At 65.7% G+C, this 13,570-nt stretch carries 8 protein-coding genes and 1 pseudogene; 6 read left to right on the forward strand and 3 right to left on the reverse strand.

Annotation, left to right across the window (positions count from 1 at the left end; all coding sequences use genetic code 11):
• Positions 1-139: 139 nt before the first annotated feature.
• Positions 140-1,345, forward strand: coding sequence for an ABC transporter permease (locus FHY03_RS05990; protein ID WP_183929476.1), 1,206 nt, complete (start codon positions 140-142; stop codon positions 1,343-1,345).
• Positions 1,346-2,603: 1,258 nt separating this feature from the next.
• On the opposite strand, the gene FHY03_RS05995 is transcribed toward FHY03_RS05990, so the two are convergent.
• Positions 2,604-3,497, reverse strand: coding sequence for an alpha/beta fold hydrolase (locus FHY03_RS05995; RefSeq protein ID WP_183929478.1), 894 nt, complete (start codon positions 3,495-3,497; stop codon positions 2,604-2,606).
• 280 nt (positions 3,498-3,777) lie between these two features.
• Here FHY03_RS05995 and FHY03_RS06000 point away from each other — a divergent pair.
• From FHY03_RS06000 to FHY03_RS06020, 5 genes and pseudogenes are all read left to right on the forward strand, one after another.
• A pseudogene (locus tag FHY03_RS06000) lies at positions 3,778-4,799 on the forward strand (IS110 family transposase).
• 482 nt (positions 4,800-5,281) lie between these two features.
• On the forward strand, positions 5,282-6,610 hold the full coding sequence (hisD, locus tag FHY03_RS06005) for a histidinol dehydrogenase (RefSeq protein WP_183929480.1): 1,329 nt from the start codon (positions 5,282-5,284) through the stop codon (positions 6,608-6,610).
• Positions 6,607-7,374: an SDR family NAD(P)-dependent oxidoreductase gene (locus FHY03_RS06010; protein WP_183929482.1), complete on the forward strand. Its 768-nt coding sequence runs from the start codon at positions 6,607-6,609 to the stop codon at positions 7,372-7,374. Before hisD ends, FHY03_RS06010 begins: the two co-directional genes overlap by 4 nt.
• Positions 7,375-7,391: 17 nt before the next feature.
• Positions 7,392-8,543, forward strand: a complete 1,152-nt coding sequence (locus FHY03_RS06015) for a cobalamin-independent methionine synthase II family protein (protein ID WP_183929484.1) — start codon at positions 7,392-7,394, stop codon at positions 8,541-8,543.
• Complete coding sequence (locus FHY03_RS06020) at positions 8,540-9,289, forward strand: HpcH/HpaI aldolase/citrate lyase family protein (protein WP_183929486.1); 750 nt, start codon at positions 8,540-8,542, stop codon at positions 9,287-9,289. The genes FHY03_RS06015 and FHY03_RS06020 overlap by 4 nt, the downstream gene beginning before the upstream one ends.
• Positions 9,290-9,373: 84 nt before the next feature.
• On the opposite strand, the gene FHY03_RS06025 is transcribed toward FHY03_RS06020, so the two are convergent.
• Positions 9,374-10,642, reverse strand: coding sequence for an MFS transporter (locus tag FHY03_RS06025; protein WP_183929488.1), 1,269 nt, complete (start codon positions 10,640-10,642; stop codon positions 9,374-9,376).
• Between the two features lie 10 nt (positions 10,643-10,652).
• Positions 10,653-13,337 (reverse strand): TonB-dependent receptor, encoded by a 2,685-nt coding sequence (locus FHY03_RS06030; protein WP_183929490.1) that lies wholly within the window; start codon positions 13,335-13,337, stop codon positions 10,653-10,655.
• Between the last annotated feature and the right edge of the window lie 233 nt (positions 13,338-13,570).

Genomic DNA, 13,570 nt, shown 5'->3' on the forward strand with positions numbered 1-13,570 from the left:
TCCTCAGCCTTAATCGCCCTATGTTCAGCACCTTCTCAATCGGTCAGTGAACTTGCCATGAGGGGCGTGTGGCGTTGTTCGTGCCAGCGGTGCTTGGTTGGCCTTGCCGCAGCGCCATTAACGCCGCAAAATTAGCGAGATGCTCGGCACGACGGTCCTGCTCGCAGCGCGCTCGATCCGGCGACATGCGCTCCGGTCCTTCCTGACCGTGCTCGGCATCGTCATCGGTGTCGCGGCGGTCGTAACGATGGTCACGCTCGGCGATGCGACGTCGGCTTCCGTGCAGAAGCAGATTGCCAATCTCGGCACGAACCTGCTCCACGTCCATCCAGGGCAAGGGGCTCGACGCGGCGGCGGTGGGCCACCTCCAGCCAGCTTCGATCCCGACGACGTGGTCGCCATCGAGCGACAGGTCAGCGGTGTCACCGGTGTTGCACCGCAGGCGCAGACCACCTCGGCGGTCTTCTACGAGGGCAACAATTGGTCGACGAGCATCTTCGGCATGGACGCGACCTACTTCGTCATCCAGCCCTGGCCGCTGCAGGCGGGGCGGGTGTTCACGCCGGCGGAGGAGAGCGCGGGTAAGGCCGTGTGCGTGATCGGCAGCACGGTAAGTAAGAACCTGTTCAAGGAGCTGGATCCGATCGGTCGGCGCTTCCGCGCGGGACCGGTCAGCTGCGAGGTCATCGGGCTGTTCACCACCAAGGGTCAGGGGCAGTTCGGCGACCAGGACGATCTGGTGATCATGCCGATCAAGACCGTGGCGCGTCGCTTCCTCGGCACGAGGGACATCAAGGCGCTGCTGGTCGGTGTGGATCCGGCCTATGACACCGAGCAGGTCAAGGCGTCGCTCACGGGCCTGCTGCGCGAGCGGCGGCATGTGGAGGCGGGAGAGGACGACGACTTCCTCATCATCGACACGCGCCAGATCTCCGAGACGCTCTCCGGCACCACCGCGGCCCTCACCCGCATCGTCGCTGCGGTCGCGGCAATCAGCCTCGTGGTGGGCGGCATCGGCATCATGAACGTCATGCTGGTCGCCGTCACCGAGCGTACGCGCGAGATCGGCATCCGGCTCGCGATCGGCGCCGTTGCCCGCGAGGTGCTGCTGCAATTCCTTGTCGAGGCGGTGACGCTCTCCTGCCTCGGCGGTCTCGCTGGGCTGCTGCTCGCGCAGGTGGCCATAGCCGGGCTTTCCCGGCTCATGTCACTAGATTGGTCGTTCAACCCGGCGATCAACGCGCTCGCATTCGGCTTCTCAGGCATCATCGGGATCGTCTTCGGCTTCGTGCCTGCTCGACGCGCGGCGGGATTGGACCCGATCGATGCGCTCCGCCACGAGTAGCGCAGGCAAGCCTCGTGAACCAACGGCCGGAATCAGGCGACGCTTTCTAGGGCGTGAGTGACCGGAGTTGGGTCCTCGGCACGAGAGGGCAGGGAGGCCGCAAGCGCCAATTCGCAGACACTGACTAGCGCCTCAGATCCCGAACTTGGACGCTATAAGTGTCATCTTCGAGCCGCGGGTTCAGGTGCTTTACAAGCAATCGTCCGGTTGTCTTGTCACGCCACACAGTGCGGCAACGTTCGCCGACGAACCAGCGGCTGACGATAGCGCTGGTGTCCGGAGATACGCAAAGCTGGCCCTTTGACACCCTCCACTTTCCTGCAAACGGCACCGGTCCGCGGGAGTAGTAGAACCCCCTCCATATTCCGCCTTTGTGGTATTCCTCGTGAATGCCGGCGTCTGCCCACCCGCTAGGAGCGTAGCTGATTGAAAAGCCGGTGAAGGCTTTTGTTACCTCCACCCCGCTCAGCGCCACTCTCTGTTCGGAGCCACTCACGACGGCTTGCGCCTTAGTGGCACACACCACGAGCAAAACTGTCAGCCTTACCGGCAGCCTCATCCACTGACCTCGCCATGAGTTAGGAGGAGCTGCAACTTGCCAGTACCACCTTAACGTCCGCTTTCCTGCCAATCGCGGCCGTGCCAACGATCTTCAACCCTCGCGCAAAAGCGGACATTCGATCGGGCGTTCAGAGCGCTACGAGCGCGACACCTGCGATTAGGCAGACGCATTGCCCGAGTTGGTGCCAGTGGTAACGGCGGGGATTATCTACGCGACGGATGCGCTCGGGAGAGAAATTCTCTGGCAATGGAAACAGCCCAACCCATAGCCTGCCAGTGACAAACGCATACGCGAGCGCGGGGGCGCTGATCGCGATTAGAAGCGCGCCAAAGATAGGTGGGACCATGTCGTTCACGGCGCGAGTATCGCATGGTTTAGGTCCGCTTCCTACTCCATGCGGCACCAAAGCGGACAGGCCGCTTCCCTGCCAAATCAGGCCAGCCGGACAACTGCGCGGAACGCCCGAAAAGCTCGAGCGGCGAGGTGAACGAGCGACCGGAGTTGGGAAAGAGGGCAGGGGCGCCTGAGTGACCGGTTATGGGTCTCGGCGCCAGCGAGCAGGGGGCCGCAAGCGCCCTGCCACGGCCGTTCGCGATTGGCAAAGTAGGACGCCGCAAGCGGGCGGCCGAGTCACGGAAATTGCATCAGACGCAATGCTGTTCGCCTGCGAACATGGCAAGGCGTCGCCACTCAAGCTCATCGGCGGAGTGGATGCCCCCGAACGGCAGCGACTCCCTGCAGAATGCCATCCACGACAAAGGCCGGCGCTTCATGCGGCAGACCGTGCCCCGCCCGCTCTGCGACATTCTGGCGCGCGTTGGTCGAGAGCGAGAGGAACTGTTGCTGCATTCGCTGGGTCGCGTCTTCCAATCGGACGGCGATTGGTTCAGAAAGTCCGGGTACCATGCGGAAGCTGGGGCTATGCGTCAGCACGACCACCGGCTTCCTCCCGAGCGAGGTAAGCTGGTGCGCCTCCAGTGCGCTCGCATGCATGTCCAGTCGCTCCTCGTTCTTGGTCGGATCCGTTTGTACGCTGGTGAGAAACGAACGAGCCTCGCTAATGGCCTTCTCCTCGCCCGGCACGGGGGCGGGCAAAAGCGCCAACCAAGTCGAGAATTGGTCGGGATGGGTTGTTGACACCAGCACCAGCCCGGCCGTGTCAGCCGGGTACTGCGCCGCGAATACCTGGGCATGCAGCCCGCCGACTGAATGGCCGACGAGAAGATAAGGTCCCGTCACCCCTGCTGCTGACAATGCGGCATGCAGGTCGTGAGCAGCATCCAGGCTCGATCGCGGACCAGGCTGAGCCGGATCGCTCTGCCCAAGGCCTGCCCGATCATACAGGCAGACACGCGTTACCGGCTCCACTTGCGCCGCTATCGCCCGCCAGCCCGCATCCTCGACCGGCGCTGTTCCCATCCCCGCGTCAACCACCACCGTCGGCCCTCGTGTGCCCTTGCACGAGAGGCGGATGAAACGCCCGCCGACATCAAAGCGCCCGTCGATGGACCTCTCCTGGGCCGCAGCGACTACGCCGAACGCTCCAAAGGCGATGCAAAACAGCAGCGTTGCAATGAACAGAGCACGCATGTGAGGCTCCAGATCAGGAACGCCGATGTAGACTGGCTTGCGGGCGGATCACAACGTCTGCTTCGAAGCTAAGGTCACCGACAGCTGTCTGTCGGCTACCCTGCCGAAGCTCGACCAAGCCGACGGCATTGTGACGCATCAAGAATGTCAGCCGCCGAGATGAATGAGCGATCGAAGTTGAGAGACGGGCAGGGCGCCAGGAGTGACCGCTAATGATGACGTGGACGGCTCTCCAACCCTCCCGCAGGATGACCTGCGGAGAGCCGGAAGGAGAACCACGATGGGCAGCGTCACGACGATAGGTCTCGATCTCGCGAAAAACGTGTTCCAGGTGCATGGCGTGAATGCGGAGGGCGTGGCGGTGATCCGCAAGCGGCTGACCCGTGGGCGCATGCTGAAGTTCTTCGCCAAGCTGCCCAGGTGTCTGATCGGTATCGAGGCATGCGCGACATCGCACTACTGGGCACGCGAGCTGGTGGCACTCGGCCACGACGTGAAGCTCATGCCGGCGCAGTATGTGAAGCCCTACGTCAAGCGGGGCAAGAACGACGCGGCGGATGCCGAGGCGATCTGCGAGGCAGTGACCCGGCCGACGATGCGCTTCGTCGGCATCAAGTCGCCGGAGCAACAGAGCGCCATGATGCTGCACCGTGTCCGCTTGATCCTCAACCGCCAGCGCACGAAGCTGTCCAACGCGATGCGCGCTCACCTGGCTGAGTTCGGGATCGCGGCGCCGATCGGCAGGAACGGCATCGAGCAGCTCCTCGACGTGATCGCCGATCCTACCGACGAGCGGGTGCCGGCCGATGCGCGGTTCTGCCTAGAGATGCTGGCGGCTCAGCTGCGCATCGTGAAGGAGCAGATCCTGGAGAACGACCGCCGCATCCTGGCGAGCGCGCGAGAGACCGAGCTTGGTCGCCGCCTGATGGAGATACCCGGTGTCGGTCCCCTGCTCGCCAGCGCTATCGTTGCCACCGTGCCCGATCCGGCGATCTTCCGCTCAGGCCGTAACCTTGCCGCGTGGATCGGGCTGGTGCCGCGGCAGAACTCAAGCGGCGGCAAGGAGCGGCTTGGCGGGATCACTAAGGCGGGGCACGAGTACCTGCGCCAGATGCTGATCGTCGGCGCAATGGCGGTGGTTCGCTACGCCAAGCGGAACGGAGCGAAGCGACCATGGCTGGTGCAGCTGCTCGCACGGCGGAAGACCAAGGTCGCCGCAGTCGCGCTCGCTAACAAGAATGCCCAATGATCTGGGCGATGATGGCGAGCGGCGAACGATATCGCGAGCCGCAGGTCGCGTAAGGAACACGGCGCGGGCAGCTGCGCCTGACGAGGTTGGAAAGGGCGAATAGGAGCTAATGCGACAAGCCGGTTTAACCGCCGGATCGGGAAAACGCACGATGACCCAAGCACCTCGAGTGCGTGTTTGTGATCGGGACCCGAGACGCGCGAATGGCATTACGGCCAGCGGCTATGTGCCGCACCAACAGGTCGGACACATGGCCGCACCAACCAGCATAGCAAGGCGACTGTTCAAGCTTGCCAACGGAGGGCCGTCCACACAGGGGTCCTCGGTACGAGAGGGCAGGGGCCGCAAGCGCCAAAAAGGCTGCCAGTCGGGCAAGTTGTTATCGCTTGAAGGCGAGCGGACGCCGGCGTTAGCGAGCAGCTGACGTATCGCGCCGTGCGACCCCACAGCCGTTTCCCTCTCGACAGGCATCTCGCTTGTAACCACCGCCGAACCGGATTACGAAGTTGCATCCGAATGCATGGGAGCGGTTGGGATGGCGGAGTGGTTGAAGCGAGGGCGCAATGCGGAAACGACCGCCAGCAACGATCGGCAGGTGCGGGACACGGTCGAGGCGATCCTCGCCGACATCGCCGAGCGCGGCGACGTAGCCGTACGCGAGCTGTCGATCCGCTTCGACAGGTGGGACCGCGACGACTACCGCCTGTCCGACCGCGAGATCCAGGACTGCATCGATCAGATGTCCGCTCAAGACATCAAGGACATTAAGTTCGCGCAGACGCAGGTCCGCAACTTCGCACGGATCCAGCGCGAGTCGATGTCCGATGTTGAGGTGGAGACGCTGCCCGGCGTCGTGCTCGGTCACCGCAACGTGCCGGTCAACGCCGCAGGCTGCTACGTGCCCGGCGGCAAGTACCCGCTACTCGCCTCGGCGCACATGAGCGTCATTACGGCGAAGGTCGCGGGCGTACCGCGGGTCGTCACGTGTGCGCCGCCGTTTCAGGGCAGGCCCGCTCCCGCGATCGTCGCCGCGCAGGCGATGGCTGGTGCCGACGAGATCTACTGCCTGGGCGGCATTCAGGCAGTCGCGGCGATGGGCATCGGCACGCCGTCGATTGCCCCAGTCGACATCCTCGTCGGGCCTGGGAACGCCTTCGTCGCCGAGGCCAAGCGACAGTTGTTCGGCCGCGTCGGCATCGACCTGTTTGCGGGCCCGACCGAGACGCTGGTGATCGCGGACGGGCAGGGCGCGGACGCCGAACTGTGCGCCACCGATCTGCTTGGGCAGGCGGAGCACGGCCCGGACAGCCCGGCCATCCTGCTCACCACGTCCGAAAAGCTCGCGCGCGAGACGATGGCGGAGATTGAGCGGCTGCTCGAGATCCTGCCGACCGCCGATTACGCCCGGCGGGCGTGGGAGAGCTACGGCGAGGTGATCGTGGCCCAAGACGAGGCGGAGATGGTGCGCATCGCCGACGAGATCGCCTCGGAGCACGTCCAGGTGATGACCCGCGACCCAGACTATTTCCTCGAGAACATGACCAACTACGGCGCCTTGTTCCTCGGCCCGCGAACGAACGTGGCGTTCGGCGATAAGGTGATCGGTACCAATCACACACTGCCGACGCGCAAGGCGGCGCGCTATACGGGCGGTTTATGGGTGGGCAAGTTCCTCAAGACCTGCACCTATCAGCGCGTGACCAGCGACGCGGCTTCCGCGCAGATCGGCGAGTACTGCAGCAGGCTCTGTGCGCTGGAGGGCTTTGCCGGGCACGGCGAGCAGGCCAACGTCCGCGTGCGCCGTTACGGGGGGCGCAACGTGCCCTATGCCGGCGCAGCGGAGCCGCTGGTCGCCGCAGAATGATCGACCTGCCACGCTCGCCAGGCTTCCGGCTGGACGGCTTGCGTGCGCTGGTGACCGGGGCAGGGCGGGGCATCGGGCTGGCCGCGGCCGCCGCGCTGGCGGAGGCGGGCGCTCACGTCACCTTGGCGGCGCGCACCGTCATGGAGATCGAGGAGGCAGCCGGGGCGATCACTGCCGCCGGGGGCACCGCGCGCGCGCTGGTACTTGACGTGCTCGACACGGCCACGACGCGCGCAACGATCGCAGCGCAGGAGCCGTTCGCGATCCTCGTCAACAACGCCGGCACCAACAGGCCCAAGCCGTTCGTCGAGGTCGGCGTGGACGATTACGACGCGGTGCTCGACCTCAACCTCAAGGCAGCCTTCTTCGTGGCCCAGTCAGTAGCCAACGGCATGATTGGCGCGGCGCGAGGCGGTTCGATCATTCATATGGGATCGCAGATGGGGCATGTCGGCGGGCCCCGCCGGACGCTGTACTGCGCCTCGAAATGGGCACTGGAGGGCCTGTCGAAGGCGATGGCGCTCGACCTGGCGCCCCATCAAATCCGGTCGAACACGATCGCGCCGACCTTCATTGAAACTCCAATGACCCGCCCCTTCTTCGACGACGCCGCGTTTCGCGACGACGTCCTCAAGCGCATCAAGCTCGGACGGCTCGGGATGGTCGAGGACCTGATGGGTGCGGTCGTCTACCTTGCCTCGCCAGCTGCGGCGATGGTGACGGGCACCAGCCTCGTCGTCGACGGCGGCTGGACCGCGGACTGACGTACGAAAGGATCACCATGGCCGACCGCATCCTGACCACCCACGTCGGTTCTCTGCCGCGGAGCCGGATCGTGACTGACCTGATCTTCGCGCAGGAGCGTGGCGAGCCGGTCGACCCGGCCGTGCTCGACAACGTCCTCGGGGAGGCGGTCGACGCCTGCGTTGCCCGGCAGGTCGAGAGCGGTATCGACCTCGTCTCCGATGGCGAGATGTCGAAGATTAGCTACGCCACGTACATCAAGGATCGGATCACCGGCTTCGACGGCGACTCGCCGCGTACACCGCCGGCGGATCTGGAGGATTTCCCTGCCTTCCTGCAGCGCCAGGCGGCGGGCGGCGGCACGCCGACCTACCGTCGCCCCTGCTGCGTCGCCGCGGTGGCGCCGCGCACGCTGGCTCCGCTCCACGCCGACGTCGCGAACCTCAGCCGTGCCGTGGCGACGTACCGCCCCGTTGGCGCCTTCATGAACGCCGCGTCGCCGGGCGTGATCGCGCTGTTCCAGCCCAACGAGTTCTATGCCTCGCAGGACGACTATCTCGAGGCGCTCGCCGAGGCCATGCGCCCGGAATATGAGGCGATCGTCGCCGCCGGTCTGACGCTGCAGCTCGACAGCCCGGATCTCGGGCTCGGCCGCCACATGATGTACAAGGACCGCAGCGAAGCGGACTATCTCACCCTTATCGAACGGCACGTCGAGGTGCTTAACCATGCGCTCCGCAATGTGCCGGCGGCCAAGGTCCGCATGCATGTCTGTTGGGGCAATTACGAGGGGCCGCACACGCGCGACGTGGAGATGCGCACGATCCTTCCGGTCCTGATGAAGGCGAAGCCGCAGGGCCTGCTGTTCGAGACCGCGAACCCGCGCCATCAGCATGACTGGCAGGCTTTCCGTGACCTCGCCGGGCTGGTCCCCGAGGATCGCGTGCTGATTCCCGGGGTGATCGACTCGACCACCAACTTCGTCGAGCATCCGGAGGTGGTCGCGCAGCGGATCGAGCAGTTTGCCGGCCTGGTCGGCCGCGAACGCGTGATTGCGGGCACCGACTGCGGCTTTTCGACCTTCGCCGGTTTCGGAGCCGTGGATGCGGACATCGTTTACGCCAAGCTGGCGACGCTCGCCGAAGGCGCCGCGCGCGCCAGCGAGCGCCTGTGGACGCGCGCGGCATGACGCTGAAACAGCGGCTGGCCGCGGGGGAGCGCATCGTCGGCACCTTCGTGAAAACGCCGTCCCCGATCGTCGTCGAGGTGCTGGCGCTGTCGTCGCTCGATTGCGTGTGCCTGGACGCCGAGCACGCGCCCTTTGACCGCGCCACGATCGACGGCTGCGTGCTGGCGGCACGCGCCGGCGGCAAGGACGTTCTGGTGCGAGTGGCGAGCACCACGCCGGAACACGTGCTCGGCGCATTGGATTGTGGCGCCACCGGTGTGGTCGCCCCGCATGTCCGCTCCGCCGACGAGACGCGAGCCCTGGTCCGCATGGCGCACTACGGCGCGGGCGGACGGGGTTATGCCGGATCGTCACGGGCAGCGGGCTATACGACGACATCGATGGCGGATCATCTCGCCGCCTCCGCCCGACGGACGGTGATCGTCGCGCAGATTGAGGATCCAGAAGCCGTCGACGCGATCGACGACATAGCGAAGGTGGATGGCGTAGACGCGCTCTTCGTCGGTCGTGCCGACCTGACGGTGGCCTACGGCACAACCGACCAGGACGATCCGCGCGTCGTCGCCGCGGTCGAGCGCATCTGCGCCGCAGGTCGAGCACACGGCCGTCCGATCGGCATGTTCCTGTCGCGCGTGGACGACATCCCGCTGTGGGCCGACAAGGGAGCCACGCTCTTCCTGCTCGGCTCCGACCACGGCTTCATGCTTGCGGGTGCGAAGGCGCTGGCACAGGCCGGAGCCGCGTAACGAGCGTTGGTCCCTCCGGAAACCGGAGATCAGCTTGCCGGCCGAGCGGATGGCGCCATGCTGCCAAAACGGTGGTGCTGGCGGTCACCCGCGAGCCAACGTTTCCGGCAAGCTTCGCCAGATCAGCGCCGCGACCACGAAGATGACGCATGACGCGAGCATCGCCGCCTGGAGGCCGACCGCGCTCGCCAGCGCGCCGGTGGCGAGCGGCGAGAAGAAGCTGATGAGCCGGCCCCAGTTGAAGATCGAGGCGGCGGTGGATTTGAGATGCGGCGGGTACAATTCCGCCAGCCATGGCCCCCAGACGATGCTGCACGAGACGCCAAAGCCGTAGAGGAAGCCGACCGCCAGCAGCAGTGGGACGATCGAGGGGCTCGCGATGTAGATCGCGACCGTCGCTGCGGTCAGCGCGAAGCCGAACGCGCCGAACCTGCGCCCCAGCCGATCGCAGGCCCAGCCCCAGACGAAGCCGCCGATCATGTTGCCGGCGAACTGCGCCGCGACCAGGTTCCCGACGATCCCAGGCGGCAGCTGCCGCACCTCCTTGAGGTAGATCGTCAGCCACCCGCTGAAGGCCTGGTAGGCGAAGAAGTTCAGCCCGGTCAGCGTCGCCAAAAGGAGGGTCCGTCGCCGCACGCTCGGCGCGAACAGCTCGCCGATCGGGAAGCGCGACACCCGAGCGCTCGCTCCGCTCGCCGGCACGATCACCCAGGCCAGAGCGGCGAGCGCGACGGGTGGGATGCCGCCGAGCCACAACAGCACGCGCCAGTCGCGATCCCCTAAGTGGCCGAGCGCGAGGCCGAGCGCGACGATGGCGCTGCTGAAGGTCAGATTGACGGCACTCGCCAGCCGACCACGCACCCGCGGCGCGAACAGGGCGACGTAGATGCCCACGATCACCGGAAAGCTGCCGCCGAGGAAGAGCCCGAGCACGAAACGCTGTGCCAGCAGCTGTACGTAGCTGTCCACGGCGGCGCCGGCGATCAGCATGACGCCGTAGCCGACCATGATCGCGACCAGCATGTTGCGTCGGCCGAGCCGGTCGGCGAGTTGACCGAAGGTGATCGCGCCGATCAGTGCCCCCGCTCCCTGCGCCGAGTAGGCCGATCCCGCCTGGGTGAGCGACAGGCCGAGGCTGTCGCGGATGAAGGGCCGCAGCACGTCGACTGTGTTCCAGGCCCAGCCGTAGAAGAACTCGGCGACCAGCACGAAGGCGAACGCCGCCAGGCGGCGCGGCAGTCCGTGTTCGAACCCAGGTTCCGGCGCTTCCGACACCGGCACGACGGTCGCGCCCCCGTCCACGCCGCCCATGCCGGGAGCGAGAGTCGTCGCCGTTCCGATCGCGCTGGTCACCCTCGATCCCTCAGCGTTGGAAGCGGAGCCGCAGACCGTACATGCGCGGCGGTTCGTAGCTCGCCTGCAGCGGCGTGCCGCCGTACGAGACGAGCGTCTGTATGCTCTCGTTCGTGATGTTGTCGACGAAGGCGATCAGCGACAGCTGCTTGTTGACCTCGTAGGTCAGCGTGGCGTCGAGCTTCAACCACGGCTCCTCCCGCGCGAGCCGGTCGTTGAACGACTGCTCGTCATGGTGCCCGGCGAAGGACGCGGCGACGAACGGCGTCAGGGCCGAGTCGCCGCCCAGATCGATCCGGTAGGAGGCGTAGGCCGAGCCCGAGTACTTCGGCGAATGCGGGATGTTGTTGCCGGAGAGGTCGCAGACGAACGACAGGGCCGGCTGCCCGGCGCCGCCGGTTCCGGTGAGCGGCTGGCAATCGTAGCCTGGAGCGATGACGCGACGCTGTCCGATGCCTGCGATCGTCACTCCGTTGACGACGGTCGGCGCCGTGGCCGCCGGATCGTTGACGAGGATTGATCCGCCGAACGGCAGCGGGACGTTCTCGAACTTCGAATACTTGGCGTTGAGCAGCGACAGGTTCGCTCCGATCGTGAGCTCCGGCGTCGGCTCCCAGATCGCCTCCGCCTCGATGCCGTAGGAGCGCGCGCGCGCGGCGTTGAAGGTCGTCTGCAGCGTCGTGCCACCGACGATGATCTGTCGACTCTCCTGCAGATCTCGGTACTTGTTGTAGAAGGCCGACAGGTTGAGCTGAACCGTGTTGCCGAAGAAGCGGTTCTTCGCGCCGAGCTCGAACGCGGTGACCTTCTCGGGGCCGAACGTCGGCGCGCTCTGCGCGGCGGCGAGACCGGCGTTGAAGCCACCCGAGCGGAAACCGGTCGAGGCGCTGGCGTAGAGCAGGTTGCTGTCTGTCAGCTGCAGCTCCGTGCCCGCCTTCCACGTGACTTGGCTGAACTCCAGCGGGCAGTAGGTGGACGCCACCTGCTGACCGGTCGCGTTGAGGATCGTCGCCGCGGTGACGCCGTCGTCGTCGCAGTTCGACGGTTCCGCCGGGAAGATGCTGAGCGGCGGCGTCGGGTCGTTGATCGTCACCCGCGTCAGTGGATTGACGCCGTTCGGCAGCGTGGCCGGCAAGTACCAGAACGCAGTGGCGTTGAGATACTCCTTCTTCTCGTGCGTGTAGCGCACACCCCCGGTGATCGACCACGCGTCCGTGACGTGGAACGTGGCCTGGCCGTAGGCGGCTCTCGAGAACACCTTCACGCGTTCGTACTGGTACGTGCCGTTGTTCTGCGAACCGGTGATGGGCGCCGCCAGCGCGCTGGAGCGGATCACGCGCGGCAGCTGCTGATTGATGAAGCCGTTCACCAGCGTGTCGTTGAGGAAGTAGCCGCCGAGCACATACTCGAACCGCTGCGACTTAGATGACAGCAGCTGCACCTCCTGACTGAAGGTGTCCGTGTGCGTGCGCGCCAGATCGATCGCGATCGACGACGACGAGAAATCGGAGTCGGTGGTGCGCTTGCCGCGGTATTTCACATAGCCGGTGATCGACTTCAGCGACACCGGGCCGAAGTCGTAGGACGCGGTCAGCGAGGTTGACGCCTGGTAGAGGTTTCGGAACGGCTTGTAGTCGTTCGAGACGGTGAACTCGTCCCCGGGATTGTCGATCGGGATGCCGAGGTCGACGCCGGTGCCGACCGGACCGAGCGGACCGGCGGCGGTGGTCCTGCAGTCGGGCACTCCGTCGCGGTTGCCGGCGCGCTCGTTCAGATAGACGATGCTGGGCGAGTTGAAGAGGATCTGACACGTGGCCGGATCGATGTACGACCCGATCTGCTTGTAGCCGAACGCCGAGGCGCCGTTCCCACCCTGCTTGGCGTAGTCGGCACGGAAGGTGGCGCTGAAATCTCCGACGTCCCATTTCACCGAACCTCGAACATACTGCTTGTTCTCGTCGAAGAGATCCGCCTGCGGGTCGTAGCTGTTCTTGACCCATCCGTCGGCATAGTCGGTGACGCCGACGAGGCGCACCGCCACGTTCTCCGACAACGGTACGTTGACGTAGCCCTCGAAGCGTACCTTGTCGTAGTTGCCGACCGTCAGCGTCGACCCGTAGTCGAGCTCGTGCGTCGGCGCGTTGGTGGTCACGACGATGTTGCCGCCGAAGGTGTTGCGGCCGTAGAGGGTTCCCTGCGGTCCCCGCTGCACCTCCAGCGTGGCCACGTCGGCGAACCCGAGCGACGCCTGGCTTGTGCGAGACTGGTAGATGCCGTCGATGAAGTAGCCGATGGTCGGGTCGCCGGTGACGCCGTTGTTGGCGGTACGGACGCCGCGCATCGCGGGGCGGACGTCGGAACCGGTCTGGCCGAAGCTGAAGCCCGGGACGAATTCGTTGAGCCGCGACATGTCCACGACGCCGCGGTTCTTCAGGGTGTCACCCGAGATCGCGGTAATCGCCAGCGGCACCGTCTGCAGGTTCTCCTCGCGCCGCTGCGCGGTCACGACGATGTCGCCGATGCCGCCGCCCTGCTCCCCCGCGAACGTGTCGTCGACCGCGGCGTTGCTCTGCAGTTGTGAGGCGGTGTCCACCGCGCCGGGCGCGCTCGCCTGATCGACCTGCGCGAACGCCGGCTGAGTACCGGCGACGAGCGCCAGCACGGAGGTACCGAAAATGAGCTTAAAAACCGACATGCTGCCCCCTCATGTTCGTTTATTGCGAGGAGGCTATCGACGCCGCACATACCTGTCCACGAGTTTTTGCATTCGAAGTACAAGGTCGGGCGACTGATCTCGCGATCGGCTTGATGCGCGAGAGCTCGCGTTTGCCGTTGATTGTAAGAGCTAGGTAGGTTGGTCTCACGCAACGCCGACGCCACCGTGGGATCGGCGAGGTGCCGTGCTGAGTAATAGGCAGACGTCCTTCG

The sequence above is a fragment of the Sphingomonas sp. BK345 genome, from assembly GCF_014193845.1.
Classification (GTDB): domain Bacteria; phylum Pseudomonadota; class Alphaproteobacteria; order Sphingomonadales; family Sphingomonadaceae; genus Sphingomonas.